Genomic DNA, 25911 nt, shown 5'->3' on the forward strand with positions numbered 1-25911 from the left:
GCACTACCCCCCCGTTCTTTCGGCTACCAAATGAATAAATACCGCTTCGAGGTTGGTAGGCACTTCTTCCCATTTATAATCAGGAAAGCGATTAACAGCTTGCTGGATCAAATCGAGATCTGTACCGCAGATGCGTAATTCATTACCCCATGCAATCACCTGCTCAATGCCCGGCTGATTTTGCAACGCCTCCGCAAGCCGGGTAAGATGGCGGCCTGTTGCAGCCCAGGTGATCAATCCGGCGTGATTGATAATCTCTGGAATAGTGCCTTGCGCCATCAAATCGCCATAGACAATATAGGCAAGTCGATTGCACCGTTCTGCTTCATCCATGTAGTGCGTGCTAACCAATGACGTAATGCCTTGCGAAGTCAAATTAGAAATATAATTCCAGAATTCACGTCTGGCCTTGGGGTCAACACCTGCAGTGGGCTCATCCAGCAGCAGCAACTTAGGATCATGTATCAAGGCAGCGCCCAGCGATAATCGCTGTTTCCAGCCGCCGGATAGTCTTCCCGCCAGTACATTCTCAAACTTATCCAGTTCCAAATCAGCCATCATTTTTTTCGTACGGCTGGCATAGTCTTTTTCACCATACATGCGCGATACAAATTCAAGATTTTCTCTTACTGTCATATCCTGATAAAGACTGAAGATTTGAGGGACATAACCAACGAGTGGTTTAATCATGCGGGTTTCACGCAAGATATCATAGCCCAAACATTCTCCTTCGCCTGAATCCGGCGTCATGAGACCGCATAACATGCGAATGGTAGTGGTTTTACCGCTGCCATTCGGGCCCAGGAAACCGAAAATTTCCCCGCGCCTTACCTGAAGCGAAACGTGATTAACCGCCCGCTTTCCGTTGAAACTTTTGGTTAAATCACGCACATCAATGACATATTCATCCGTTGTGGTCATCACATTATCCCTGTTTACGCGGATAATAAGTGACGTAGATCGGCTGGCCAGGATGCAGTTGGTACGCATCTTCAGGCGCGAACCTTGCTTCAACACGATACACCAGCTTTTCATTGGTTTCAGTGCTATAAATCACTGGCGGTGTATATTCCGCTGAAGGCGAAATAAAAGTAATTTTGCCCGTATAGGATTGTGTACAGCCATCGCAGGCCAGCTTGATCTGGTCATTCACCCGAATACCACCCAGCTGCGATTCACTGACAAAAAAAACTGCTTTGACATTTCCCGGCGCAAGCAGCGACAAAATAGCTTCATTGGCAGCGGCATATTCACCCAGTCGGTAATACGTATCAAAAACCACCGCTTCCACTGGCGCGTTAATTGTTTTTTGTTCCTTGGTCCATTTTGCCTGGGCAAGGGCTGCTTTTGAGGAAGCAATATTTGCATTAGCTTGAGCAAGCTGGGCGATAAGCGCATTGTAATTTGATTTAGCGCTATCCAGCTGGGATCTTTCGATAGCATTTTTGGGGACTAATATTTTGTATCGTTCATACGTAATTTTTGCGAAAGCAAGATTCGCCGCAGTCGCGTCCCGGCTTGCCACCGCCTGCTTGAGGTTTTCCTGCGCTGCCTGATAGGCATCGCTTTCCGGCTGCTGTTCCAGCACGAATAATCGCTGCCCCTGCTTAACCTTGTCACCCCGCTTAACCAGTAGCTGCTCCACTACACCGGAAACACTGGTGGCCATGTATGTATAGCTGCCTTCTATATAACCCTGCGCCTCTGCATGCTCGGGTTGACGCGAGCAGCCGCTCGCGAACAGTATGCAGACCAAAAGAATTGATGCCTGTCTGATAAAACGCATCCGTGGTTTCCTTTGCTTATCCTTGTTTTAATCATCATAACATTGATTTTATTTGATGGAGTACCGTAAAAAATGCCACCTCCCACTCGCAAAAAGTCATCCTATACGCGAAAAGTCATCCCGCACGAAAAATGTCATCCCGCAACAAGTGCGGGGCGACAAGGGAATATATGACAGGATGGGAGAACAAACAGCGAAAATCAAATAGTATTAAAGCAAGAAAATTCAAACTAAGGCCGTTCATCAGCCTCTTTACGTTGCGGCGTGAGATGCTGCCGGTTAAGTCCCAATGAAATGGTCAATGAGCCTGCCACATAAATAGAAGAATAAGTACCCACGGCAATACCGATGATCAAGGCCAGTGAAAATCCATACAGCAAGCTGCCGCCCAGGAAAAAGAGCGCGAGCACCACAATCAAGGTCAGCACGGAAGTCATGATGGTGCGCGACAATGTCTGATTGATGGATACATTCATCACTTCAAGGACGCTTGCTTTACGCATCTTGCGAAAATTTTCACGTACACGATCAAAAATGACAATCGTATCATTCAGTGAATAACCTATCACGGTCAAAACAGCCGCCAGGGTAATGAGATTAAACTCGATATTAAAGAAGGAGAACACACCTAGGATAAGGATAGGATCATGAATCAATGCCACTGTTGAACCAATTGCAAAACGCAGATCAAACCGGAAGGCAATATAGATCATCGTACCCAGCAGAGCAAAGATGATGGCAAGAATACTTTTACCTGCCATTTCCTTGCCCACCTGCGGGCCAATGTAATTGACCGCGTCCACCTTGCTGCCCGGCAAGGTTTTCATTACCTGGTTAACCATTTCGGTTTGGGCCTCATTATCCATTTCTACTGCTTTTTTGTTCTTTGGCACCAGGGTGACCAATACGTCTTTTGACGTGCCATAACTGATGACAACAGCATCATGAAAACCGGCTGTTTCCAGATTAGAGCGTATCTGTCCCAAATTGGCTTCTTCTGGAAAACTGAGCTGGATCTGCGTACCGCCAGTAAAGTCCAAACCCAAATTCAATCCATAAACCGCGAGTGAACCAAGGGAAAACAGAAAAAAAATGATAGACAAGACTGCCGCCCATTTGCGCTGGGCCATAAAATCAATGTTTGTATTCTGTTTAAAAAATTCCATGTGTCAGATCCCAATAGAAATACGCTTGATTGAACGACCGCCATAAATCAGATTAACTAAAGCACGCGTGCCCATGATCGCAGTAAACATTGATGTAATAAGACCCACTGTCACCGTAATGGCCAATCCTTTCACCGTGCCGGAACCGAGGCTGAACAGAATCATCATCACGATCAGGGTTGTCAGATTGGCATCGAGAATGGTAATAAATGCGCGCTCATAGCCTGCATGAATGCTTGACTGCACGCCCATTCCCCGTCTGAGTTCTTCGCGAATACGCTCAAAAATCAGCACGTTCGCATCCACGGCCATGCCTACTGTCAGCACAATACCCGCAATACCGGGCAGCGTCAGTGTCGCGCCAAGCATAGACAGAACAGCAACAATCAGCACAAGGTTCATGGCAAGCGCAATGTCAGCAATCACTCCCATCAAGCCGTAATAGAGTGCCATAAAGATCACCACCAGGCCCATGCCGACTTCAACGGAAAGTACGCCCATGCGTATATTCTGCTTACCTAAACTTGGCCCCACCTGGCGTTCTTCGATAATGGTCACGGGTGCAGGCAAGGCGCCGGCACGCAATAACAGTGCCAATGTCCGCGCCTCGTTTTGGCTTGCGAGACCTGTGATCTGGAAATTACTCCCGAGGGCGCTTTGGATCGTGGCCACGCTAATGATGCGGCGTTCTGTCTGATAGGCGATTGTCTGCTTGCCGTTTTCAGTTTTAGGGACGGATTTGATTTCAACATACACTACCGCCATCGGCTTGCCGATATTTTCAGCCGTGACTTTGGTAAACAGGCCCTCACCCGCGCCACTTAACCGGACTTGTACATTGGGACGGCCATCTTCGCCAAAACCGGAAGTCGCGGCCACAATGGAAGAACCACGCAATACAATCTGGTTTTTTAACAGAATGGGCTGTCCGTTATAGTTGTAAAGACGCGTATCGGGCGGTGCCACACCCTGTTCTGCAGCTAACGCAGCATGATGTTCTGTATCCACCATGTGGAATTCCAATGTTGCCGTCTTGCCTAAAATATTTTTGGCTTCTGCGGTATCTTGAATGCCTGGCAGATCAACAGCGACCCGGGATTCTCCCTGCTGTTGCACAATGGCTTCTGAAACGCCCAATTCATTAACGCGGTTCCGCAGGGTGTTCATCGCCTGCTCCAGGGTTTCTTCCCGAGCCTGGAAAAGAGCCTGCGGAGACAATTTGCCCTGTAAAATAAATTCATGCTCACTCGGCTGGTTTTTCTCCCAGCTAAATTCAGTATAACGGCGCATGACAAAAGAATAAGCCGCATCCTGCGCATCCTGGGATCGGAACTGAATGACGACCTGGTTATCTGATTTACGGGTAATGCCGGAATAGCGAATACGTTCATCACGCAATGCCTGGCCGATGCTGCGTAAATCACCTTCAATGCGCTGCTGCATGACGGAATCAACATCTACCTGCAGTAAAAAATGCACCCCGCCGCGCAAATCCAGGCCCAGCCGCATGGGCATAGCGCCGATGGATTTTAACCAGCCGGGTGTTGTACTAGCGAGGTTTAAGGCAACAAGATAGTGATCGCCCAGCGATTGCTGAATGACTTCCTTCGCCTTCAGCTGATCATCTGTTGTTTGAAAACGAAACAACAAGGTCTGCCCCTGGAATTGAACATCCAGATACGTAATGCCAGCTCCCTGCAGAGCATTCTTGGCCGCTTCCAGAGTGCTGTTATCTACCTCAGAGGAATTGGTCCCCATAATTTGTACAGCCGGATATTCCGGATACAAATTAGGTGCAGCATAGACAAATGCGGCTACAATGACAAAGACGATCAGGAGATATTTCCAGAATGGATAGCGATTTATTAAAGCTGCCATGAGCAGATAGTGTCCTATTTATTGATTATATACTGCAAACCGATGCGTTATTCGATCGATTTTAATGTTCCCTTTGGCAGTACGCTCACCACAGCGGATTTCTGCATGAGAATTTCCACATTATTGGCGACTGACAAGGTAATATACTTGTCGCTCAACTTGATGATACGTCCCAGAATCCCGCCCGCTGTCATCACCTCATCACCTTTGGCTAGCGAATTCAGCAAATTTTGCTGCTCTTTAGCGCGTTTGGTCTGTGGCCGCCAGATAGCAAAATAGATAAACAAGAAGAAAATGACAAACATAACCATTAAGGACATTCCACCACCTTGGGGGCCGGGAGGAGGCATGGATCCTTGCGACTGTGCTTTCGCCAGCGGAATAAAAAAATTCATTATTTGTTCCATCATTGGCCTTTACCTTTTTTGGAGTGCGGAAAATGGAAAGATTATAAGCGGTTTCCGCCTGCCGTCAAACCAGAAAAATCAATTAGATGCCTTTCTTGCTCCAATTAATGAATCCAATCATCCCCTTACCGCTTCAAAAAGCAGCTTGCGCGCTAACGTCCTAATATTTTGATAAGAATTAGTCACTAGAATACATGCTAATAAACGAGGAAATGGTAATCATGTTAAAAAAGCTGACTGCTGGCGAGGCCCTTGAAATTGCAAGACAAGCAAATCCAAAGGTAATTGTATTAACCTCTGCTTCTGATAAAAAAGAAAAGAATTCGCTAAAAGCGGAAGAAAACATGCTGGATACACCCATTGCTCCGGAAACCGACCCAGAGTTACGATTTTTGGTCATTGGTTGCCAGGGAAATGCAAAAGACTCGCAAAAAAAAGTAGCCAAACAGCTTGCCGAATTTATTAAAAAAACCGGAAGACGGCCAGATTTTATCCTTATCACCGGCGACAATATTTACGACAGCGGAGCAAGCTCTCCGGATGATACGGGCTTTGCCGAGTGTTTTGAAAATATTTATCGTGTCCATCCTGAGTTGAAAGACATCCCCTACTTTCTTATCCTCGGCAATCATGATGAGGACTTGCATAATGCAAGTTTACCATTGTCACTCAAAGGCCCTGAGCGAGGATTATTTCAAGTCGCTTATACCTATCTCAGCGCACAAGAAGATGTATACAACATTCCGCTCAATCCCAGCGCAGTGCCGACCACCAATACATATCGTTTACCCAGCAATGCCTGCATGGTCGACCTGGATCAGCTACAAGGCTGGAACATGCCTGCACGTACGTATTCACTAGTAAAAGGCAACACTGAGATTTTATGCATTGATTCGAACACATATGTAAAAGATTATCTGGATTATTTGGATTATCAGGATTTCCAAAACTATCTGGTGCATCTCAATGGGAATATCACCATTTCCGAAGATAATACCGCTTTTAAATTCGCGCAGGAATATGCCCGCAAGCATGCTGTTTGCGATAAAGCCCTTATCCATATTGTTACGGACGAATTTATAAAGCGCAAAATTATTATCGATGAAAAAGGAACAATCAATCCGAATAACCAGGCAAAATGGCTGGAAGACAGAATGGCCGCAGCAAAGAAAGCAGGTAGACGCACTCTGCTGGCTTTACATCATCCTCCTTTTACGCCTGGCAAACGCGCTTTCCACTCTGACGCTAAGCTTTATCTGCCTGACAAAAAAGACAGGGAGAGAATCAAGGCGCGCTTTAAAATCGAAAAAGATACCTCTTACAATCTGATGATTAGAGAAGTATTCAGAGAGCAAAACTTGGTATTTGACAGTATCTTGGCTGCGCACGACCACGATATTTATTTCTACAACAATAAACCTTTTTCTTCACAGGAAAAAAAGGAAGAAAGCAGTAACAGCAATAATACTGGGTCGCATTATTATGAAATGTGTCAGTTAACATGCGGCGGTGGCGGTGGAAAATTACAGAGCAGATTGGGTTTTACTGACCAGCAATATCTGGGCTGCTTTCTCAAACACCATGGATTTGCCGAAGTCGTTTGTGATGCGCAGGATCCAACACTAGTGCATTACTCGCTTTATGCAACAACAAGCAAGCCTATTGAGCGAACCTTCCATCTAATCTTTAACAATAAAAGCGCTGAACCTATTCGCCATTTTCCTTCCACAATGAGCGTGAAGGAACGGGAGCAGATTACTGGTTTTTGCAAAACGGTCAAAAATGCGCTTGATAAATATTTTAGCTTTCTTGATATCAAACAGACCGAGGAAGAAGGGAAATATTTAGGGCTCAATCCTATCCACGGTAATGTAAGTCATGGCGAAACAGGCGTTAATCGTGCTCATGAAATCTGGGCTTACATCAGCAATGCTGAACCAGATGATTTAGTTACTACAATTAAAACCGTATACATGATGGCAAAATGGGAACAGGATTTGGTTTCGACGCTTTTTATTACCAAGCCTACTACCAATTCACTTATCACCCTTTTAAATGGGTGCATGAAAGAAACCTATGGCAAGGAGCTAAAGGAATTGAGTGATTTGCTCGCTGATGTGCCCGTAAGACAAGAAGTTAAATTGCTCTAAAGTCCGGCACGTTTGTTTGCTTGTGCTTCTGCAAGGGAGAATCTATCCACATGGCATCGCCATAACTATAAAAGCGGTACGATTGCGCAACCGCTTCCCGATAGGCATGCATGATCCGCTCATAGCCGCCAAAAGCACAAACCAGCATCAGTAGCGTTGAACAAGGCAAATGCAAATTGGTAATGAGCGCATCGACACAGCGGAATTGATAACCGGGATAAATAAAGATACTGGTCTCGCCATGATACGGCGCAATCGTACCGCTCTGACTGGCTGTTTCAAGCGCCCGCATACTAGTCGTGCCAACGGCGATGACGCGATTGCCGCGTGATTTTGCCGCTTCAATCTGATGGCAAAGTTCTGCCGGTACTTCCAGATATTCCGCATGCATTTTATGCTCGGTAATCCTCTCCGAACGTACCGGCGCAAACGTGCCTGCGCCAATATGAAGCGTCAAATAGCCCATCGCGACGTTTTTCTCGCGCAATTGTTGTAATAGGATGTCATCAAAATGAAGCCCCGCTGTGGGTGCAGCAACTGAACCTTTATGCCTCGCGTAGACCGTCTGGTAACGGATCTTATCCAGGTCATCCGCCATCCGGCGCATGTAAGGTGGTAAAGGAATATGGCCAATGGACTCAATCATCTCCAGAATGGAATGCGTAGTGTCAAGGTAGCCTAATTCATAAAATTGATCCCGCCTGCCCAACACTTCTAGCCTGACATCGGGTGTGAAGATAAATAGATCACCGATCTTGGGTGCCTTGCTTGCCCGAACCAGGGCAAGAATTCGCTGATCATCCAGTACCCGCTCAACCAGTACTTCCACTTTTCCACCGGTGATTTTCTGTCCCAACAATCGGGCTGGAATGACTTTAGTATCGTTAAAAACCAGCAAATCCCCCTCATCAATAAGATCAATTAACGAGCTAAATTCGCGGTGAACCAAATCGTTTTGGATAGTATTAATGCATAACAGCCGGCTCGCACTGCGGGTTTCCAGCGGATAACGAGCTATCAGCTCGGTGGGCAAAGGAAAATGAAAGTCATTTAACTGCATGGGGTATTCTTCACTGTTGTAAGCATTAGCTTAATGATTAAACTGATTTTTGCTGATACCAAATAGTCATCAAATTATATAAATTTTAGACTAACTTCATATTTTAAACCAAGGATTGGTATATGAAAAAGGGAAATATTATAGATCTGGATACTTATCGCAATCAGCGAAACACTGAGCAGGAGCAACCTGCCGTTGACGCGATGAGCGATGAGCTCACCAAAGCCATCCAGTCACTCATTTATCGCTTGCGAGAGCTTGGGCCGCTGAAGCAGTCAAATTAATGACAAATGCAATTTCATCAACGAATTACTGAATCTTTAGTCCCGTCACGTTATTCAAGTCCTGTGCTTGAAGCCAGCTGTTTTAATAATCTCTTAATAATGGGTTGAATATAATATGCTCAACCCATAAGAGAACAAAATAATGCGTACATTCATTACACTTTATGCGGTCGGTGCCAGCCTGGAACTCAACGCAGTAGCAAAGGGCGCCGCAACGCTCTTATCCGCAGCGCATCCACAAAAATGCATCTTCTTTCTTACCGAAGGTGAAGCCCTTTTTTATGCGAAAAGGACTTCGGCTTATGATTCCTTTGGCAATCCAGCAACATCACCTGTTGTTTTTGAAGTCCAGGTTCAATCTTCACTGAAGCCAAATGGTAACTTTATTGTCAGCAAAATTGTCTCCGGCCGGTTTTTTTCACTTCCTCCGGTAGCGTTAAACGTGACAAGCGATCAATATTTTAAAACCATGCCGCCTCTTATTTGCCATCCCGATAATTTTAAAGGCAAATGGGACATCCTCAAAGACTATGCCAATCAGACTGATAAAGTAGAAGATGGTTATAAAAAACTACAATGGTTCACCTTTCTCTGCTGCAACAAGAAAGGTCTTACTACACCCTCAAACACTTATCACTTACCCAAAGGCGTAGATAAAGAGATATGCGACTATGTCGCCGGCCGCTCGATAGGCAAAAAGTAACAGGCTTTAGCCTGTTACCCCGCACGCGTTGCGGGGTCCGATGTATAAAAACAGGCGCGCTCCGAGTAACTAGCCCACCGAAATACGACACAAGTCGATAAAGAAACTGGGCAATAATCCCAAAAGCAATGCCGCTGCACCATTAATGCTGATAGCAATACGCATGTCAGCAGACATGATCACCGGCAGGCTACCCACACCGTCCACCGGTTCTTCAAAGTACATGAGCATGACCACACGCAGATAATAGTAAGCACCAATCAGAGCAAAAATCAGGGCCAGCACAGCGAGCCAGACATAATCCGCCTGCACAAGGGCTTCCAGCAATCCTAGTTTGGCAAAGAAACCAACGGTAGGCGGAACGCCAGCCATGGAAAAAAGCAACAACAGCATCATGAAAGCGAGCCAAGGATTGCGCGCATTCAAGCCGCGATAATCATCCAGCTTGTCAAACTCTATTCCTTCTTTGCTCATGATGCTAATAATCGCAAACGCACCGGCTGCGACCAGAACATAGGTAGAAATATAGAACATCGCTGCAGAATACCCTTGAGGATCATAAGGACCTGCTAAAATGCCCAGCAAGGTATAACCAATATGGGCGATAGAAGAATAAGCCAGCATGCGTTTAAGGTTGGATTGCGCGATCGCCAACAGATTTCCCAGGAACATGGAGAGTATCGCAATCACAATCAGCACATGACCCCAAGTAACAGAAAGGCTAGGCATAGCCTGAACCAGCACGCGAATAGTGATAGCAAACGCCGCAACTTTGGGTGCGCTTGCGATGAATAAAGTGGTAGGGGTAGATGCTCCCTGATAAACATCCGGCACCCACATATGAAACGGTACGGCACCAAATTTGAAAATCAGGGCGCCCAGCACAAAAATCAGCGCTACCAGCGGAACCATATTCTGCTGTTTTTCCAAAACCTGAGCGACCGTGCCAATTTGAATGTCCCCGGTTACGCCGTATAACAGTGAAATACCATATAACAATAGGCCTGAAGCGAGCGCGCCCAGCACAAAATATTTCATCGCCGCTTCAACGGCAAGATCAGATTCCTTATACATCGCCACCATGGCATAAAGCACAAGGGAGAGCAGTTCCAGCCCAAGGTAAATGGTCAAAAAGCTGTAAGCAGAAGCCATTACAGACATGCCCAGCACGGAAAAAAGACCTAGCAGATAATATTCACTGCGCGCAATGCGGCGTGACTTGATGTAGTCCCGCGCATAGGCAAACGCAAAAAAGCTGAATACATAAATAAACAGTTTGGACAGAATTGCAAGCTTATCAACAATGTAATTTCCACCAAACGTAATGATGGGTTCCGGATACTCGCGATATTGCGGCAGGGTTATAAAAAACGCGCCAATCAGCGTCAGCTGCACAAGCAGATAAGTCACGAAGCGATAACGCTCTGCAACGAAAACGTCGACCAGCAGAATAATGCACGCCATGCTCAGGATAAACATCTCCGGCAAAGCGGCTGAAAATTGTGGCATTGAAAAATTCATTGTTAAGCCTCAATACTTTTAGTGACACTCTCTATCTTTGTTATCAAGCAAAATTCACGCTCATGGGCATGTTCATCGCCAGTCCCGGCGGCATGCTTTGCAGCAGTAAATGGCCAATGGTGACACGCAACACGTCAATGATGGGTTGCGGATACAAACCGACAAAAAATACACCTGCCGCCAGCAAAATATAATTCACTTTCTCAAGCCAGGTGATGTCTTTAAACTGGGCGACATGTTCATTCGCAATGGGGCCGAAGAAGACGCGCTTGTACATCCACAAAGTGTAGGATGCGCTTAAAATAAGCGTCAGCGAAGCAGTCGCTGCGACCCAAAAGTGAGTCTGGAAAGCGCTCATGATGATCATGAACTCACCTACAAAACCAGCCGTGCCCGGCAATCCCACATTGGACATGGCAAACAGCATAAAGAAGGCGGCAAAAATAGGCATTGTATTGGCAACACCGCCGTAATCCTTGATGAGACGGCTGTGATTATAAAACCGTTCTGAGAGCAGTCCCACGCCAAGGAACATCGCGCCTGATCCAAAAGCATGCGCCACCATCTGTATCACCGCACCTTCCAGACTCATATAAGCATCCTGCAGCGTACGCATGTGCTGCACAATGTCATAGACCATGAAGCAGCCCAGCGTCGCAAACCCCATGTGTGCGATAGAAGAATAAGCAATCAGTTTCTTCATGTCCGACTGCACAATGGCGATTAATCCGATATAAACAATGGCGATCAGTGATAACACAATCATGAGCCAGGCGAGTTTTTCGCAGGCAATGGGCGTAATGGGCATACTAAAGCGTAGAAACCCGTAAATGCCGAGTTTCAGCATTAATGCAGCAAGAACCACTGAACCACCCGCGGGTGCTTCTGTATGCGCATCCGGCAACCAAGTGTGAACCGGCCACATGGGTACTTTGACAGCAAAGGCAAGAAGAAAGGCAAAAAACAACCATTCCTCCGTCGTTTTGCTAAGCGCCAGGCCATAAAAATCCTGAATCATGAATGAGCCGGTTTGATTGTAAAGATAAATCAATGCCACCAGCATCAGGATGGAACCCAGAAAGGTAAACAGGAAGAATTTAATAGAGGCATAAGAGCGATTGGAGCTTCCCCACATGCCAATGGAGAGATACATGGGAATCAACATGCCTTCCCAAAAAACATAAAAGAGAATGGCATCCATCGCGCAGAATACACCGACAATCATGCCCTGCATGACGAGAAAAGCCGCCATGTATTGTGCGACGCGTACTTTAATTGCGTGACAGCCGGCAATCACAACCAGCAATCCGGTAAAGTTGGTCAGAATCACCATGACCAACGAAATACCGTCTATACCCAATGCGTAATTGATTTTATAAGCCCGAATCCACAAGACGTTTTCCACATACTGCATGTCATAGCGGCCAGCATCAAAGCCTAAATAAAGGGGAATGCAGAGCAGAAAACTGGCGAGCGCGACAATCACGGCAATCGTGCGTGCGATGTTTGCGTTTTTATCGCTGCCGGTGCAAAGGCATAATACGGCGCCTATCAGCGGCAGCCAAATCACAATGGATAAAATAGGAAGTTGCGTCCACATGTCAGAATCCCACCATGTACCAGACTAAAAAGACCAAAATGCCCAGCACCATCGCTAGCGCATAGTGATAGATATATCCCGTTTGCATGCGCCGGGACACGCGCGCGAGCCACTGAATGAAGCGACCTGATCCATTCACACAAACGGTATCAATCATCTTCACATCACTTACTTCATAACACACATGGCCGGCATCCTGTGTTCCGTGCACCAGCACAATCTGATTAAAATCATCAAAACCATACTTGCGCACCAGTATTGCATAAACCCAGGCAAACCGTTCCTTAAATAGTCTGGACCATTGCGGAACGCCCGCCGTAAATAGCCACGCCGTAAAAATACCGGCAATGGCAAACCAGAATGTGAGTGACTTACCGGCTTCCAGCGCCATCAGCTTGGCACCCGGGTATTCGGTTGATAACGCGTTTAGCACATTGTGTTCAGGCAGCACAAAAATACTATTTCCCAATAAGTTGTCAGGCGCAAATAACATGGGGCCAATGAGCAGCTGACCGGCAACCAGGCTAGGTATGGCAAGCGCGATCAATGGAACCAGAACAACCCAGGGCGACTCTTTAACGTGGCCCCTCAATTGAGGATCCATGCGCTCATTCGTGTGAAAAGTCATGAATAACGCGCGGAACATATAAAGCGGCGTCACAAATGCACCTGCCAGCACACAGAGATAAGCATAACCTGCACCCGGCACCGTGCTTAATTTGACAGCTTCAATGATAATGTCCTTGGAATAAAATCCGGAGAAAGGTGGAATTGCACAGAGAGCGAGCGAACCGATGACAAAAGTAATATAGGTAATCGGCATATAAGCAGCAAGGCCACCCATTTTACGCATGTCCTGCTCATGATGTAGGGCGATAATCACAGAACCTGCCGCAAGGAATAACAGCGCCTTGAAAAATGCGTGGGTAATCAGATGAAAAATCGCGGCATCATATGCAGAAGCGCCTAAAGCCACTGCCATATAGCCCAATTGGGACAAAGTCGAATAAGCGATCACGCGCTTGATGTCATATTGGACGACGGCCACGAGACCCATGAAGAAAGCGGTTGTGCCGCCAATAACAAGAATAAAGGTAAGCGCAGCAGGTGAAAACTCAAACAGAGGCGACATACGCGCGACCATATAAATACCGGCGGTCACCATGGTAGCAGCATGGATCAGTGCGGAAATCGGCGTAGGACCTTCCATGGATTCGGGCAGCCATACATGCAACGGTACTTGTGCTGATTTGCCCATGGCACCCACAAAAAGTAAAAAACAAATCATGGTAACCACCGGTACGCTATAACCTGGGATGAATTCCATCATTCTATTCGCGATGAGGGGAACCTGACGAAACACGTCAGTATAGGTGAGCGAATCAAAATACATTAATACCATTGCTGTCGCGAGAATAAAGCCTATATCACCCACACGGTTGGCCAGAAATGCTTTGAGGCTACCAAAGACAGCGGCTTCTCGTTTAAACCAGAAACCAATCAAGAGATAAGATACGAGACCCACGCCCTCCCAGCCAAAAAACAGCAACAGGAAATTATTCGCAAGCACGAGCATCAGCATGGCAAAAGTAAACAGGGAAACATAGCTGAAAAAGCGCTGATAACCTGGATCATCCGCCATATAGCCAATGGTGTAAATGTGCACCATGAAGGAAACAAAAAGCACAATCATCGCCATAGTCGCACTCAGGCGGTCCAAGAGAAAAGCCACATCAAAGCGAAGCATGCCTGCCGTCGCCCAAGTATAGAAGCTGTCCTGCACGGACGGATGGCCATTCAGGACAATGACTTTAAACAAGTAGCAGGACAATAAAAATGAAATGCCGACCAGTGTAATCACAATGCGATGAGTCCATACGCGACCCAGCGCTTTGCCCAATAATCCCGCCAGCAGCGAACCTGCCAGCGGCAACAATGTCATGAGGAGTGCAACCCAAATAAGAGGATTTTCCACTTTCGCTATCCTTTTAATGCATCAAGATTTTGAACTTCGATTGTTCCGCGTTTGCGGTAAAACACAACCAGAATCGCAAGTCCGATCGCCGCTTCAGCCGCCGCGACTGTCAAAATAAAAAAGACAAATACCTGGCCTATGTAATTTTGCAGAAAATAAGAAAAGGCAATAAAGTTGGTATTAACAGCCAACAAAATCAACTCAATGGACATGAGCAGCACGATGATATTTTTACGGTTTAAAATAATACCCGCAATGCCTAAACCAAATAAGAGCGCGGCCACGATTAAAAATTCAGTCAGCGATGGCATGGTTATTCACCTTGATCTTGTGAAAATGTTGCTTGATTCATTTTAAACTTTCTAACCCCTTTTATCTGAACTCGATTTTTTAATACCAGACGCTGCAACAAGTGGGACACAATAAAATACCTTGCTATTCCTCTTTGTTACCTTTCTCTTTCTTCGCCGCGGGCATTTTTACCAATCGCACACGGTCTTCAGGGCGTACGGAAATCTGCTTATTTGCATCCTGCACCTTGCGACGCACAGGTCCGCGATGAGTAAGCGTGATGGCAGCGATAATGGCTGCGAGCAGTAATACGCCTGCAATCTCAAAAGGATAGGCATAATCCGTATAAAGTACCGCGCCCAGCTCACGGATATTACTAAAATGGGGAGGCTCCGGCGCAGGCGCAGGCATCTGCGTCAGACCAAAATTTTCAGGCCCCACAGCGGCAATAGTTAATCCCGTGATAATCAGCACAACAATGATACCGAACGGCAGATAACGCACGAAGCCGCTACGGACGGATTCTCTATCAATGCTCAGCATCATGACCACAAACAGGAACAGTGTCATTACCGCGCCTACGTAAACAAGCAGCAAAATCAGCGATAAAAATTCAGCGTGCAACAGCATCCAGATGCCGGCCATGGCAAAAAAGGTCACCACAAGCGACAGCACGCTGCGTACGGGATTGCGCACTGTAATCACTGCAACCGCAGAGCATACGGCAACGGTTGCGAAAAGATAAAAAATAATATGCAAAGGTGTCAGCATTAAATTTTTTCCACTGTTAGTAAACCCATTTCAAACTATTCTTTAAGCACCTTCTTAAATCACGTAACAACTTTTTGGCCTTCGTGATGATCTCTCATCAACGATACGGCCGATCTTCTTTTCTAGCCTTAGCAATCTCAGCTTCATATTTATCACCAATCGCGAGCAACTTTTCTTTAGTTAAAATATTTTCACCACGTTCTGTAATGTGATAATCCGCCATGTTAGTCAGCACAATGGAATCCACCGGACAAGCTTCTTCACAAAAACCACAATAAATACACTTGAACAAATCAATTTCATACAGCGTCGTCCGTCGTGAACCATCTGCTCGTGGTTCAGATTCAATCGTAATGGCTAGTGCGGGACAAACCGCTTCGCATAATTTGCAGGCAATGCAACGTTCTTCGCCGTTTGGATAGCGGCGCAAGGCATGAACACCGCGAAAACGCGGCGAGGTAGGCGTTTTTTCTTCCGGATATTGAATGGTAAATTTCTTTTTCCAGAAATAACGGCCCGTGACGCGCATCCCTGTTAAGAGATCCCATAGCGAAAAACTTTTTACATATTGCGCAAGACGTCGCCACATATTTTTAACCTCTAATTTCTAGCGTGCTGATGAGCACTCATTTTATGCAAACCACGGGCTCACTTTAAAATGTACCGCAAAGGCAATCACCACCACCCAGATTAATGTCAGCGGAATAAAAATCTTCCAGCCCAAACGCATGATCTGGTCATAACGATAACGTGGGAAAGTTGCCCTGAACCATAAATAACAATAGAGAAAAAAGCTGACTTTAATTAGCAGCCATACAAATCCCGGTACCCAGGCAAAAAGAGAATCGAGATAAGGAATGCCTTGAAACGGTGACAACCATCCGCCCAAAAAGAGCAGCGAAGCGAGTGTCGAGATCAGCGTCATGTTGACATATTCGGCGAAGAAAAATAAAGCAAAGGTCACGCCTGAATATTCCACATGGAATCCTGCCACAATTTCTGATTCGCCTTCCGCCACGTCAAATGGTAAACGATTGGTTTCCGCGACACCGGATGCCCAGTAAACAATGAAAAGTGGCAGTAACGGCAACCAGTACCAGCGCCAGAAGCCGCCATTTTGCGCACTCACAATATCCTGAAAGTTGAGTGAGCCGGCTGCCATCATGACACCAATCAGCGCAAAGCCCATGGCGATTTCATAAGAAATGGATTGCGCCGCAGCGCGTAGCGAGCCAAACATGGCGTATTTAGAATTAGAAGCCCAGCCGGCAATCATAATGCCATAAACAGAAAGAGATGAAATGGCAAGTGTATATAAAACACCCGCATTGATATTGGCCAGCACCACACCCTTATCAAAAGGAATAACCGCCCAGCCAATCAACGCCGTGCTAAAACTAATAATGGGCGCGATTATAAACAGAAAACGATTCGATGCAGTGGGAACAATAATTTCCTTAGTCAGGAGTTTGATGGTATCAGCAAATGGCTGGAGCAAACCTCGCGGGCCTATACGGTTAGGTCCGATACGCACATGCATATAGCCGATGACCTTGCGCTCAAAATAGGTGAGATAAAGCACAACCACCACGAGCCCAATGATGATCGCAACAATCTTGAGAAGGATAATCGCTATTAAAAATAAGCTGTCCAGCATTTTATTTTTTTACCTCATGTCCCGTACCGCTTGTTTGTCTGCCATTTTTACAAAATGTTCAGCAACACTGTCATCCTGAGAACGTTTGCTCGAAGGATCTCTTTTATACACCTTAAGATCCTTCGCTACGCTCAGGATGACAAAGTTGCGCTCAGGATGACAAGGCTGCGCTCGAGGATGACAAATTTATGAACATCCCTCAAAAATGGCCACAGTCCAGTTTATAACTTTTCAATCTCCACCTTTCCAATCAAATCACCCAGCCTGCTTGTGGCCGCAATCCCGCCTGCTATCCAGACTGCACCTTCCGCGATGCGCGCATCCAGCATGACGGATAATTGCGCCTCGCCCGAGGATTGCCGCACAGCGACGGTGCTGCCTTCATGTAAATCAAACTGAGCCGCTGTCTTAGGATGCATGCGAATTGCCGCTACATCGCCTTCCATCAGTGTCTGCGCGTCCTGCAATGGTTTCGCACGCCGTACCAGACTGTCGACCGCATAAAGTGGAATCTCTCCAATGCGAGTCAAGCCGGCCGTTTCCTGTGTTAAGGAAAAATGGTCGGGCTGCGTTAGCTTCGTCTTTTCCATTGAATTTTTTTCGACAAGCGCTTTTATTTCGTGTTTAACTTCTTCCGCACTTTCATAACCAAAGCCTTCAAGATGCAGAAAATTTCCCAGCACGCGCAATATCTTCCATGCTGGGCGCGATAAACCATAAGCTTGCGCAACGCCATTAAAACTTTGCCACTCACCTGTCGCATTGATAAACGTACCTGCGGTTTCGGTAAAAGGCGCGATCGGCAGAATAATATCTGCATGCGCTTCCAGGACGGGATTTCTATACATTGACAAGGCGATCACGCATTTAGCTTGTTTGAGCGCGGCAATCGCATGCGCTGCGTTTGCGCAATCCAGATCAGGTTCGACATTTAGCAATAGATATGCCTTACGTGGTTTTTCCAGCATGGCATAAGCGCTTAAACCGCAATAATTGATCGCTTCACCAGCCGCATGTCGATGTGGCACCGCACCCGCTAACCAGCCGCCGGCTGTATTGGCTCCATCCGTCAACATACCTACGCGAGCACCCGTGAATTCAGCCAGCTGCTCGGCAAGATAACGAATCGTAGCTGCCCGCGGATGATGCAACGCCATTGCGCCGAGGAGAATGGAAACTTTCTGTTTTCCTCGCAGCACTTCTGTTATCGCCTTTGTCTCATCATCAGCGCTAACATTGTCGAATTTAGCCTGGAAGTCATTTACCAGCGCTGCTAACACCTGCGGAATGCGATCGGGCGACACGGTTTTTTTCGCGCGCAATTTGAAATTGAATTCGTAATCCACCGGGTTCACTGCCACAATCGCCGCGCCATTCAATGCAGCCTTGCGTACACGCAAACCTACCAGCGGCTGTTCTTTTTGAATATTACAGCCAATGAGAATAATGGCATCTGACTGCTCAAGCTCGGTCAGTGACATTTGCAGTCCCGGAAAAGCAGGCATCGCTGCCTGATCTGTCGTATCTATTTCCCGCAGGCGATGATCAATGTGCGGACTGCCGAGCTGGCGCATGATTTTCTGCAGCAAATAAAATTCTTCCAATGTGGAATTGGGTGAAGCAAGCGCACCTAATTTATCGGCGCCAAATTCAGCAATCGCTTCATGCAATTGGGTCGCAGCCATTTCAAATGCCTTGTGCCACTCTACTACTTGCAGCTTTCCATCCAGCCGAACCAGTGGCTCCTCCAGACGATCAGCATGATAAAGGCCGGTATAACTAAAACGGTCACGGTCAGCAAGCCAGGTTTCATTCACTGCCTTGTTTTCACGCGACACAACGCGCATCACTTTGCCATAGAGGGTATGAATATTTAAATTGGCACCTACACAGTCATGAGGGCTGATGCTGGGCGATTGCATCATTTCCCATGCGCGCGCGGTAAAACGATAGGGCTTGGAAGTTAGCGCACCTACCGGACAAAGATCGATAATATTGCCCGATACTTCAGAAGTCATGGCATGCTCAACAAAGGTGCTGATTTCTTCATGCTCGCCGCGGAAAGTCACGCCGAGTTCACGCACACCTGCAACCTCTGCACCAAAACGCACACAGCGTGTGCAAAGAATACAGCGCGTCATTTCTGTTGCAATGAGCGGCCCCAAATTTTCATTCGCTACAGCGCGCTTGCTTTCGGTATAACAGGATTGGGATGACCCATATCCCATGGAAAGATCCTGTAATTCACATTCGCCGCCTTGATCGCAGATAGGGCAATCCAGCGGATGATTTATCAGTAAAAACTCCATAACAGCGCGCTGCGCATCAATGGTTTTTTGCGACTGGGTAAATACTTTCATGCCGGGTGTCACAGGGGTTGCACAAGCCGGCAGTGCTTTAGGCGATTTTTCCACTTCCACCAGGCACATGCGGCAGTTTGCCGCAACGGATAAATGTTTGTGATAACAAAAACGCGGAATATAAATACCCGCTTCATCCGCTACCTGAATGACAGTCTGGTTCGGCTTTGCCGTTAATTTTCGCCCATCTATTTCAATTTCAATATCGGCCATGGCTAACCTTTCAATTTCATTATTTACATTCCGGCAAACATGTTCCATGCTCTACATGGTAAAGAAATTCATCATAAAAATGCTTGAGGCATCCGCCTACCGGCCACGCGGCCGCTTCGCCGAATGCGCAGATGGTACGGCCTTCAATATTTTTGGCAGCGCGGCGCAGCGTTTCCAAATCTGCTTTGGTGCCACGCCCATGTTCAATTTCATGCACTAAACGATAAAGCCATCCTGTGCCTTCACGGCAAGGCGTACATTGGCCGCAGGATTCTTCCATATAGAATTTGGAAATGCGTTCCAGTGCTCGAACAATACACGTTGTTTCATCCATCACAATGACTGCACCTGAACCTAAACCCGAGCCTGCTTTTTGAATGGAATCAAAATCCATATCAAGGCCCATGATTATTTCTGCCGGCAAGATAGGCATGGAGGAGCCACCAGGGATAACTGCTTTTAATCGATGACCCGTACGCACACCGCCTGCGAGCGCCAGCAGGTCTTTGAAAGGCGTGCCAAGCGGCACTTCAAAGTTGCCGGGTTTATTGACATGCCCCGTGACGGAAAAGATTTTGCAGCCACCATTATTCGGTTTACCCAACCCCAAAAACCATTCTGACCCTTTTTCCATAATGACCGGAATAGAGGCATAGGTTTCTGTATTATTAATTGTGGTCGGACAGCCATATAATCCGCGCGCAGCAGGAAAAGGCGGTTTATAACGCGGCCAGCCTCTTTTGCCTTCCAGGGATTCCATCAATGCAGTTTCTTCACCGCAAATATAGGCTCCGGCGCCCAGGTGAGTATAGAGATCAAAATCAAAACCGGAATCCAGAATATTTTTACCAATCAGGCCTGCTTCGCGCGCTTCCTTGAGCGCCGCTTCGAAACGTTCATACGGCTCCCAGTATTCGCCACGGATATAGTTATATCCCACGGTCGCGCCCATGGCATAAGCGCCAATCGCCATGCCTTCGATCAGTTGATGCGGATTAAAACGCAGGATATCGCGGTCTTTGCAAGTACCGGGTTCGCCTTCGTCTGAATTACACAGTATGTATTTTTGTCCGGGCATATCGCGGCGTATAAAGCTCCATTTGAGCCCGGTAGGAAAACCCGCGCCGCCTCTGCCACGCAATGCCGAGACCTTAACTGATTCCACTACTTTTTCCGGCGCAATCTTTTCACGCAGAATTTTCTTCCACTGCTCATAACCACCGGCGCTGACGTACGTTTGCAGCGTCCATGGCTTGTCCAGATGTAATGTACGAAAGCAAACTTCATTTGCCATGTTGATACCTACTCTTTTCGCTTGAGCTGTTTTTAATGATCGCGCGCATCATCCCAGCTTTCCGAGAATCTCGTCTATTTTTTCAGCCGTCAGGTTTTCATAATACGTTTTGCCAATCTGGCATACAGGCGGCGTCACACATGCGCCCAGGCATTCCACTTCTTTTAATGTGAACTTGCCGTCTGCTGTTGTTTCATTGACATCCACATTCAGCCGATTTTTAAGATGAGCCAGTATTTTTTCCGAACCATTTAACATACAGGAAATATTGGTGCAAAGCTGTATCACATGCCGACCAACAGGCTCAAGATGGTAGAGGGTATAAAATGTGGCGACTTCATAAACGGCAATGCGAGGCATTTCCAGATAATCAGCTACTGCATCCATCCATTCGACCGTGAGTGAACCGCCGTTTTCTTCCTGTACCAGACGTAGGGCTTCAAATACGCCTGAACGTTTTTGCTCTGGCGGATAACGCAGAATCCACTCATCGATGCGTGCGCGAATGGCAGGCGTTAAAACAGTTTTCTTGTTTTCTGTCATCATCGGTCAATCTCACCAAAAACAATATCCAGACTGGAAAGAATGGCGACCACATCCGCAATCATGTGTCCGCGCACCAATTCATTGAGACCTGCAAGGTGCGGAAAGCCAGCTGCGCGTACTTTCAGGCGATAAGGCTTGTTGGCGCCATCGGATATCAGATAAACACCGAATTCGCCTTTAGGATGCTCAATCGCGGTATACACTTCGCCTTCCGGCACGATATAACCTTCGGTCATGTTTTTGAAATGATGAATCAGGGCTTCCATACTGATTTTCATTTCTTCACGCGGCGGCGGTGCTACTTTGTAATCATCAATCATCACTGGACCAGGATTTTTACGCAGCCATTCTACGCACTGGCGAATAATGCGGTTGGATTGGCGCATTTCATTGACACGCACCAGATAACGATCATAGCAATCGCCGTTCGTGCCTACCGGAATATCAAAATCCAGACGATCATATACTTCATAGGGCTGTGTCTTGCGCAAATCCCACGCGACACCAGATCCGCGCAGCATGGGGCCGGTAAAGCCCATCGCTATCGCGCGTTCTGCTGAAATCGCGCCGATATTCACTGTGCGTTGTTTCCAGATACGGTTATTCGTTAGCAGGGTTTCGTACTCATCTACGCATGCGGGGAAACGTTCTGTAAAACTTTCAATAAAATCGAGCAGCGAACCCTGACGGTTTACGTTTAATTTGGCGACTTCTTTTTCATTACGCCATTTCGAAGGTTTAAACTGCGGCATTTTATCTGGTAAATCGCGATAAACACCGCCCGGGCGGTAATAAGTTGCATGCATGCGCGCGCCGGAAACGGCTTCATAGCAATCCAGCAAATCTTCTCGTTCGCGAAAACAGTAAAGAAAAACCGCCATCGCGCCGTTATCCAGCGCGTGTGAGCCAAGCCATAACAAGTGATTAAGGATGCGAGTGATCTCATCAAACATCACGCGAATATATTGTGCGCGAACCGGCGGCGTAACACCCAGCAATTTCTCAATTGCAAGGACATAGCCGTGTTCGTTACACATCATGGAAACATAATCCAGACGGTCCATATAACCGATGGTGTGATTAAACGGCTTGCTTTCAGCGAGTTTTTCCGTGGCACGATGCAGCAATCCCACGTGAGGATCGGCGCGCACGATGGTTTCACCGTCTACTTCCAGAATCAGGCGCAAAACGCCGTGAGCGGCAGGATGCTGGGGGCCAAAGTTGAAAACATAATTCTTGATTTCGGGTGCCTGGTTTGACATGCGCTACTCCCCCTTCTCGACCAGATAACGATGGTCATGGCGGATGACTTTGGGTTCCAGTGTACGCGGCACGATGCTGACGGGCTCATAAATTACCCGCTTCAATTTGGCGTCATAACGCGCTTCGACTTTGCCGATCAGCGGAAAATCCTTGCGGAAAGGGTGACCCGCAAAACCATAATCTGTCAGAAGACGACGTAAATCGGGATGGCCTTTGAAAAGAATGCCGAAGAGATCAAAAACTTCGCGTTCAAACCAGTTCGCAGAAGGCCAGAGAATCATCACGGAATCCACGATCAGCTCTGTACCATCCGGAATATTGACGCGCAAACGCAGACGGTGATTATTGGAAAGCGACAGGAGGTGATAAACCACTGCAAACCGGTTGGATTTACCTCCCTCTTCACGCACCAACTTGGGCATCACACCACGGCCAAAGCCTGTTTCTGTCGTGGATTCTGTTTGCCAGTCAGCGAGACCATAATGCAGATAATCCACGCCGCAAACATCCACTAGCAATTTAAAATCAAATTCAGGCGCATCGCGGAGCACGCGGCAAATTTCCAGCAGTTTTTCGGGCTTGACAGTGACGGTCAGCTCATCGAACGCAATTGCTGTCTGTTCAATCCCATCTGCAAAACGGGATTGGATCAGCGTACCAAGATCATTCACATCTGCCATGATTGTTGCCCTTAGCGTTCTATGGTTTTGCGGCGTATTTTATTCTGCAGCTGGATGACGCCGTACATTAAAGCTTCGGCTGTTGGCGGGCAGCCCGGCACATACAGGTCAACCGGTACGATTCGGTCACAGCCGCGCACTACGGAATAGGAATAATGATAATAGCCGCCACCGTTCGCGCAGGATCCCATGGAAATGACCCAGCGCGGCTCTGCCATCTGGTCATAAACTTTGCGAAAAGCGGGCGCCATCTTGTTGCACAAGGTGCCGGCAACAATCATCAAATCAGATTGACGGGGACTGGGACGAAAGATAACGCCGAAACGATCAAGATCATACCGCGAAGCCGCCGAGTGCATCATTTCAACCGCACAGCAGGCAAGCCCAAAGGACATGGGCCAGAGCGAGCCGGACCGGGCCCAATTGAAAACATTTTCAATGGACGTAACATAAAAACCCGGCTTCACCAAATCGGTTATTCCCATTCGAGCGCTCCTTTCTTCCACTCATAAATAAAACCAATCGTGAGCAGCCCTAAAAAAATACCCATGGCGATCATGCCAAACCAGCCCAGTTCTCGGAACACCACGGCCCAGGGCACTAAAAAAGCGGTTTCAAGGTCAAAGATAATGAAAAGAATCGCTACCAGATAATAACGCACGTCAAAAGGGGCGCGGGCATCGCTGAAGGCATCAAAACCGCATTCATAAGGGGATAATTTTGCGGAATCCGGCCGTTTGGGGCCCAGCAAATAGCCGAGCATGGGCGCAATGAGACCGACCGCCAGGCCGATAATCATGAATATAAATACTGGCAAGTAATTTTGTAGCAACCCCATTTCTCCTGATTTGAGTTTGCATAACAAGTCAGGCGATAGTATACCTTAATTCTTCGAGAGCCGTTTATTTGGCTACGTGATAGACCGTATGCACGTTTTACTATTACTAAAAATGCCGACGGACGGACTCGAACCGTCACAGCTTGCGCCACTACCACCTCAAAGTAGCGTGTCTACCAATTCCACCACGTCGGCTTTTTCTGTCGCTCATTTATTTCTTTGTTGGTATCTGCTCCGGTGAGACAGGCGCGGGTTGGCCCGATGTATTATTGACCGGAATTTGTTCTTGTGTGTTTCTTGCCGGCGCTACAGGCAAAGTAATTACTTTTTCCTGCTTATACGCATGGGCAGCCAGGTTATTCAGGACAATGCTGGTTATAAAAAACACAGCAATTAATCCGATGGTAATTCTGAAAAGAAATGAACCGGATCCACGGCTTCCGAATACCGTCTGCGATGCGCCGCTACCAAATGCCGCGCCCATAGTTGCACCCTTGCCCTGCTGCACCAGCACCAGCGCAATGATGAAAACTGCCGCAAAAACATGTATGAGCATAATAAATTGATACATTCTTACCCTCTCAGCCTGCTCTTCCTTACTCGGAAAGCAGACGATGATTAATTCACTTTCGCCTTTTGTACGCTATTATCCATCGGCATTGCCGCAGCGCAAATTTTCAAAAAGCTGGCCGCATCTAATGATGCTCCGCCTATCAAGCCGCCATCAATATCTGCCATAGCCAGCAGAGACGAAGCATTCTCAGCCTTCATGCTGCCGCCGTACAGTATACGAATTGTTTTCCCTATATCAACATTAATTTGTGATAAAAGTTGGCGAATGTACGCATGTACTTCCTGCGCCTGCTCGGGCGTCGCGGTTAAACCCGTGCCAATCGCCCAGACAGGTTCGTAAGCGATGACGGCTTGACGAAATGCTTCGATACCGGCAGCCTCAATCACAGACTGGATCTGTTCACTAATCACCCGGACGGTTTCGCCGTGTTCACGCTGATCTCGGGTCTCGCCCACGCAGAGAATGGGCTTTAATCCCGCCTCGATTGCGGCTTTAAATTTAGCGGCAATTAATGCCAAATCTTCATGAAAAAGCGTTCGGCGCTCGGAATGGCCGATTAAAACATAATCGCAACCAAGATCAGCCAACATGGGACCTGCAACTTCACCAGTAAAGGCACCCTGCGTGCCAGGATAAAGATTCTGTGCACCCAGCATGATGGCTGACGCGTCCAGCAATGTTTTTGCCTCAGCAAGATGTACGAAGGTGGGAAGCACTAAAATATCGATTTCTGCAAAACCATCAGCGCCCTGCTTGATCCCTTCGATCAGGGCTTTCACCTGGCTTTTTGAGCCATGCATTTTCCAGTTGCCAGCAATTAGAGGTTTACGCACAACATCACCGCCTTATCCATTAAGTGGCGGTGATTTTAAACGAATTGAGGAAATGTGTGCA

The 25911-nt window shown here is 47.2% G+C and carries 25 protein-coding genes and 1 tRNA gene; 3 read left to right on the forward strand and 23 right to left on the reverse strand.

All coding sequences use genetic code 11. From position 1 onward, the window contains the following. Positions 1 to 3: 3 nt before the first annotated feature. The 5 genes from AQUSIP_RS07615 to yajC all read right to left on the reverse strand — a co-directional run bounded on the left by AQUSIP_RS07615 (position 4) and on the right by yajC (position 5240). Positions 4 to 921, reverse strand: a complete 918-nt coding sequence (locus AQUSIP_RS07615) for an ABC transporter ATP-binding protein (RefSeq protein WP_114833678.1) — start codon at positions 919 to 921, stop codon at positions 4 to 6. Between the two features lie 4 nt (positions 922 to 925). After that, on the reverse strand, positions 926 to 1786 hold the full coding sequence (locus tag AQUSIP_RS07620) for an HlyD family secretion protein (RefSeq protein ID WP_114833679.1): 861 nt from the start codon (positions 1784 to 1786) through the stop codon (positions 926 to 928). A 230-nt stretch (positions 1787 to 2016) separates the two neighbouring features. Continuing rightward, positions 2017 to 2952, reverse strand: coding sequence for a protein translocase subunit SecF (gene secF / locus AQUSIP_RS07625; RefSeq protein WP_114833680.1), 936 nt, complete (start codon positions 2950 to 2952; stop codon positions 2017 to 2019). A gap of 3 nt (positions 2953 to 2955) precedes the next feature. After that, on the reverse strand, positions 2956 to 4830 hold the full coding sequence (secD, locus tag AQUSIP_RS07630) for a protein translocase subunit SecD (protein ID WP_114833681.1): 1875 nt from the start codon (positions 4828 to 4830) through the stop codon (positions 2956 to 2958). A 47-nt stretch (positions 4831 to 4877) separates the two neighbouring features. Next, a complete protein-coding gene (gene yajC, locus AQUSIP_RS07635; RefSeq protein ID WP_456151157.1) occupies positions 4878 to 5240 on the reverse strand; it encodes a preprotein translocase subunit YajC in 363 nt (120 codons plus the stop codon). A gap of 218 nt (positions 5241 to 5458) precedes the next feature. On the opposite strand from yajC, the gene AQUSIP_RS07640 reads away from it, so the two are divergent. Continuing rightward, on the forward strand, positions 5459 to 7387 hold the full coding sequence (locus tag AQUSIP_RS07640; protein ID WP_170131744.1) for a metallophosphoesterase: 1929 nt from the start codon (positions 5459 to 5461) through the stop codon (positions 7385 to 7387). On the opposite strand, the gene queA is transcribed toward AQUSIP_RS07640, so the two are convergent. Then, entirely contained in the window at positions 7374 to 8447 is a 1074-nt protein-coding gene (gene queA / locus AQUSIP_RS07645) for a tRNA preQ1(34) S-adenosylmethionine ribosyltransferase-isomerase QueA (RefSeq protein WP_114833685.1), read from the reverse strand. The two genes, AQUSIP_RS07640 and queA, sit on opposite strands and share 14 nt — an antisense overlap. 122 nt (positions 8448 to 8569) lie before the next feature. On the opposite strand from queA, the gene AQUSIP_RS12365 reads away from it, so the two are divergent. Together AQUSIP_RS12365 and AQUSIP_RS07650 are read left to right on the forward strand one after the other, a co-directional pair. Continuing rightward, positions 8570 to 8731: a hypothetical protein gene (locus AQUSIP_RS12365; protein ID WP_170131745.1), complete on the forward strand. Its 162-nt coding sequence runs from the start codon at positions 8570 to 8572 to the stop codon at positions 8729 to 8731. Between the two features lie 142 nt (positions 8732 to 8873). Continuing rightward, complete coding sequence (locus tag AQUSIP_RS07650) at positions 8874 to 9434, forward strand: hypothetical protein (RefSeq protein WP_114833686.1); 561 nt, start codon at positions 8874 to 8876, stop codon at positions 9432 to 9434. Positions 9435 to 9503: 69 nt separating this feature from the next. Here the strand turns inward: AQUSIP_RS07650 and nuoN are convergent, their stop codons facing one another. The 17 genes from nuoN to tpiA form a co-directional block, all read right to left on the reverse strand. Continuing rightward, positions 9504 to 10943 (reverse strand): NADH-quinone oxidoreductase subunit NuoN, encoded by a 1440-nt coding sequence (gene nuoN / locus AQUSIP_RS07655; RefSeq protein WP_232058655.1) that lies wholly within the window; start codon positions 10941 to 10943, stop codon positions 9504 to 9506. Between the two features lie 55 nt (positions 10944 to 10998). Further along, positions 10999 to 12555, reverse strand: a complete 1557-nt coding sequence (locus AQUSIP_RS07660; RefSeq protein WP_114833688.1) for a complex I subunit 4 family protein — start codon at positions 12553 to 12555, stop codon at positions 10999 to 11001. A gap of 1 nt (position 12556) precedes the next feature. Further along, complete coding sequence (gene nuoL, locus AQUSIP_RS07665; protein ID WP_114833772.1) at positions 12557 to 14497, reverse strand: NADH-quinone oxidoreductase subunit L; 1941 nt, start codon at positions 14495 to 14497, stop codon at positions 12557 to 12559. Positions 14498 to 14535: 38 nt separating this feature from the next. Then, positions 14536 to 14841, reverse strand: coding sequence for an NADH-quinone oxidoreductase subunit NuoK (nuoK, locus tag AQUSIP_RS07670; protein ID WP_114833689.1), 306 nt, complete (start codon positions 14839 to 14841; stop codon positions 14536 to 14538). A 124-nt stretch (positions 14842 to 14965) separates the two neighbouring features. Further along, positions 14966 to 15592 carry an NADH-quinone oxidoreductase subunit J gene (locus tag AQUSIP_RS07675; RefSeq protein WP_114833690.1) on the reverse strand — a complete coding sequence of 209 codons (627 nt, stop codon included), beginning with the start codon at positions 15590 to 15592 and terminating at the stop codon, positions 14966 to 14968. A gap of 97 nt (positions 15593 to 15689) precedes the next feature. Then, positions 15690 to 16181, reverse strand: a complete 492-nt coding sequence (nuoI, locus tag AQUSIP_RS07680) for an NADH-quinone oxidoreductase subunit NuoI (RefSeq protein WP_114833691.1) — start codon at positions 16179 to 16181, stop codon at positions 15690 to 15692. 42 nt (positions 16182 to 16223) lie between these two features. Further along, positions 16224 to 17249: an NADH-quinone oxidoreductase subunit NuoH gene (gene nuoH, locus AQUSIP_RS07685; RefSeq protein WP_114833692.1), complete on the reverse strand. Its 1026-nt coding sequence runs from the start codon at positions 17247 to 17249 to the stop codon at positions 16224 to 16226. Between the two features lie 221 nt (positions 17250 to 17470). Beyond that, positions 17471 to 19822, reverse strand: coding sequence for an NADH-quinone oxidoreductase subunit NuoG (gene nuoG / locus AQUSIP_RS07690; protein WP_114833773.1), 2352 nt, complete (start codon positions 19820 to 19822; stop codon positions 17471 to 17473). A gap of 19 nt (positions 19823 to 19841) precedes the next feature. Beyond that, entirely contained in the window at positions 19842 to 21116 is a 1275-nt protein-coding gene (gene nuoF, locus AQUSIP_RS07695; protein WP_114833693.1) for an NADH-quinone oxidoreductase subunit NuoF, read from the reverse strand. A 48-nt stretch (positions 21117 to 21164) separates the two neighbouring features. Further along, positions 21165 to 21659, reverse strand: coding sequence for an NADH-quinone oxidoreductase subunit NuoE family protein (locus AQUSIP_RS07700; RefSeq protein ID WP_114833774.1), 495 nt, complete (start codon positions 21657 to 21659; stop codon positions 21165 to 21167). Next, positions 21659 to 22924 (reverse strand): NADH-quinone oxidoreductase subunit D, encoded by a 1266-nt coding sequence (locus AQUSIP_RS07705; RefSeq protein WP_114833694.1) that lies wholly within the window; start codon positions 22922 to 22924, stop codon positions 21659 to 21661. The genes AQUSIP_RS07700 and AQUSIP_RS07705 overlap by 1 nt, the downstream gene beginning before the upstream one ends. 3 nt (positions 22925 to 22927) lie before the next feature. Continuing rightward, on the reverse strand, positions 22928 to 23605 hold the full coding sequence (locus AQUSIP_RS07710) for an NADH-quinone oxidoreductase subunit C (RefSeq protein WP_114833695.1): 678 nt from the start codon (positions 23603 to 23605) through the stop codon (positions 22928 to 22930). Positions 23606 to 23616: 11 nt separating this feature from the next. After that, entirely contained in the window at positions 23617 to 24090 is a 474-nt protein-coding gene (locus AQUSIP_RS07715) for a NuoB/complex I 20 kDa subunit family protein (RefSeq protein ID WP_114833696.1), read from the reverse strand. Then, positions 24081 to 24443: an NADH-quinone oxidoreductase subunit A gene (locus tag AQUSIP_RS07720; protein ID WP_114833697.1), complete on the reverse strand. Its 363-nt coding sequence runs from the start codon at positions 24441 to 24443 to the stop codon at positions 24081 to 24083. Before AQUSIP_RS07720 ends, AQUSIP_RS07715 begins: the two co-directional genes overlap by 10 nt. Positions 24444 to 24556: 113 nt before the next feature. Further along, positions 24557 to 24638, reverse strand: a tRNA-Leu gene (locus AQUSIP_RS07725). Positions 24639 to 24654: 16 nt separating this feature from the next. Then, on the reverse strand, positions 24655 to 25014 hold the full coding sequence (secG, locus tag AQUSIP_RS07730) for a preprotein translocase subunit SecG (protein WP_114833698.1): 360 nt from the start codon (positions 25012 to 25014) through the stop codon (positions 24655 to 24657). A gap of 47 nt (positions 25015 to 25061) precedes the next feature. Next, a complete protein-coding gene (tpiA, locus tag AQUSIP_RS07735; RefSeq protein ID WP_114833699.1) occupies positions 25062 to 25850 on the reverse strand; it encodes a triose-phosphate isomerase in 789 nt (262 codons plus the stop codon). Positions 25851 to 25911: the final 61 nt, after the last annotated feature.

The sequence above is a fragment of the Aquicella lusitana genome (assembly GCF_902459475.1).
Taxonomy (GTDB): domain Bacteria; phylum Pseudomonadota; class Gammaproteobacteria; order DSM-16500; family DSM-16500; genus Aquicella; species Aquicella lusitana.

Bases quoted from the DNA above. Each gene is read 5' to 3' on its own strand.
- AQUSIP_RS07705 (WP_114833694.1), bottom strand. From the start codon at position 22,924: ATGTCAAACCAGGCACCCGAAATCAAGAATTATGTTTTCAACTTTGGC.
- AQUSIP_RS07650 (WP_114833686.1), top strand. From the start codon at position 8,874: ATGCGTACATTCATTACACTTTATGCGGTCGGTGCCAGCCTGGAACTC.
- AQUSIP_RS07715 (WP_114833696.1), bottom strand. From the start codon at position 24,090: ATGGGAATAACCGATTTGGTGAAGCCGGGTTTTTATGTTACGTCCATT.
- AQUSIP_RS07700 (WP_114833774.1), bottom strand. From the start codon at position 21,659: ATGACAGAAAACAAGAAAACTGTTTTAACGCCTGCCATTCGCGCACGC.
- AQUSIP_RS12365 (WP_170131745.1), top strand. From the start codon at position 8,570: ATGAAAAAGGGAAATATTATAGATCTGGATACTTATCGCAATCAGCGA.
- nuoI (WP_114833691.1), bottom strand. From the start codon at position 16,181: ATGTGGCGACGTCTTGCGCAATATGTAAAAAGTTTTTCGCTATGGGAT.
- nuoK (WP_114833689.1), bottom strand. From the start codon at position 14,841: ATGCCATCGCTGACTGAATTTTTAATCGTGGCCGCGCTCTTATTTGGT.
- queA (WP_114833685.1), bottom strand. From the start codon at position 8,447: ATGCAGTTAAATGACTTTCATTTTCCTTTGCCCACCGAGCTGATAGCT.
- nuoN (WP_232058655.1), bottom strand. From the start codon at position 10,943: ATGCCACAATTTTCAGCCGCTTTGCCGGAGATGTTTATCCTGAGCATG.
- AQUSIP_RS07675 (WP_114833690.1), bottom strand. From the start codon at position 15,592: ATGCTGACACCTTTGCATATTATTTTTTATCTTTTCGCAACCGTTGCC.
- AQUSIP_RS07720 (WP_114833697.1), bottom strand. From the start codon at position 24,443: ATGGGGTTGCTACAAAATTACTTGCCAGTATTTATATTCATGATTATC.
- AQUSIP_RS07615 (WP_114833678.1), bottom strand. From the start codon at position 921: ATGACCACAACGGATGAATATGTCATTGATGTGCGTGATTTAACCAAA.
- AQUSIP_RS07660 (WP_114833688.1), bottom strand. From the start codon at position 12,555: ATGTGGACGCAACTTCCTATTTTATCCATTGTGATTTGGCTGCCGCTG.
- secD (WP_114833681.1), bottom strand. From the start codon at position 4,830: ATGGCAGCTTTAATAAATCGCTATCCATTCTGGAAATATCTCCTGATC.
- yajC (WP_456151157.1), bottom strand. From the start codon at position 5,240: ATGATGGAACAAATAATGAATTTTTTTATTCCGCTGGCGAAAGCACAG.
- secG (WP_114833698.1), bottom strand. From the start codon at position 25,014: ATGTATCAATTTATTATGCTCATACATGTTTTTGCGGCAGTTTTCATC.
- AQUSIP_RS07620 (WP_114833679.1), bottom strand. From the start codon at position 1,786: ATGCGTTTTATCAGACAGGCATCAATTCTTTTGGTCTGCATACTGTTC.
- nuoF (WP_114833693.1), bottom strand. From the start codon at position 21,116: ATGGCAAATGAAGTTTGCTTTCGTACATTACATCTGGACAAGCCATGG.
- AQUSIP_RS07710 (WP_114833695.1), bottom strand. From the start codon at position 23,605: ATGGCAGATGTGAATGATCTTGGTACGCTGATCCAATCCCGTTTTGCA.
- AQUSIP_RS07640 (WP_170131744.1), top strand. From the start codon at position 5,459: ATGTTAAAAAAGCTGACTGCTGGCGAGGCCCTTGAAATTGCAAGACAA.
- nuoH (WP_114833692.1), bottom strand. From the start codon at position 17,249: ATGCTGGACAGCTTATTTTTAATAGCGATTATCCTTCTCAAGATTGTT.
- nuoG (WP_114833773.1), bottom strand. From the start codon at position 19,822: ATGGCCGATATTGAAATTGAAATAGATGGGCGAAAATTAACGGCAAAG.
- nuoL (WP_114833772.1), bottom strand. From the start codon at position 14,497: ATGACATTGTTGCCGCTGGCAGGTTCGCTGCTGGCGGGATTATTGGGC.
- secF (WP_114833680.1), bottom strand. From the start codon at position 2,952: ATGGAATTTTTTAAACAGAATACAAACATTGATTTTATGGCCCAGCGC.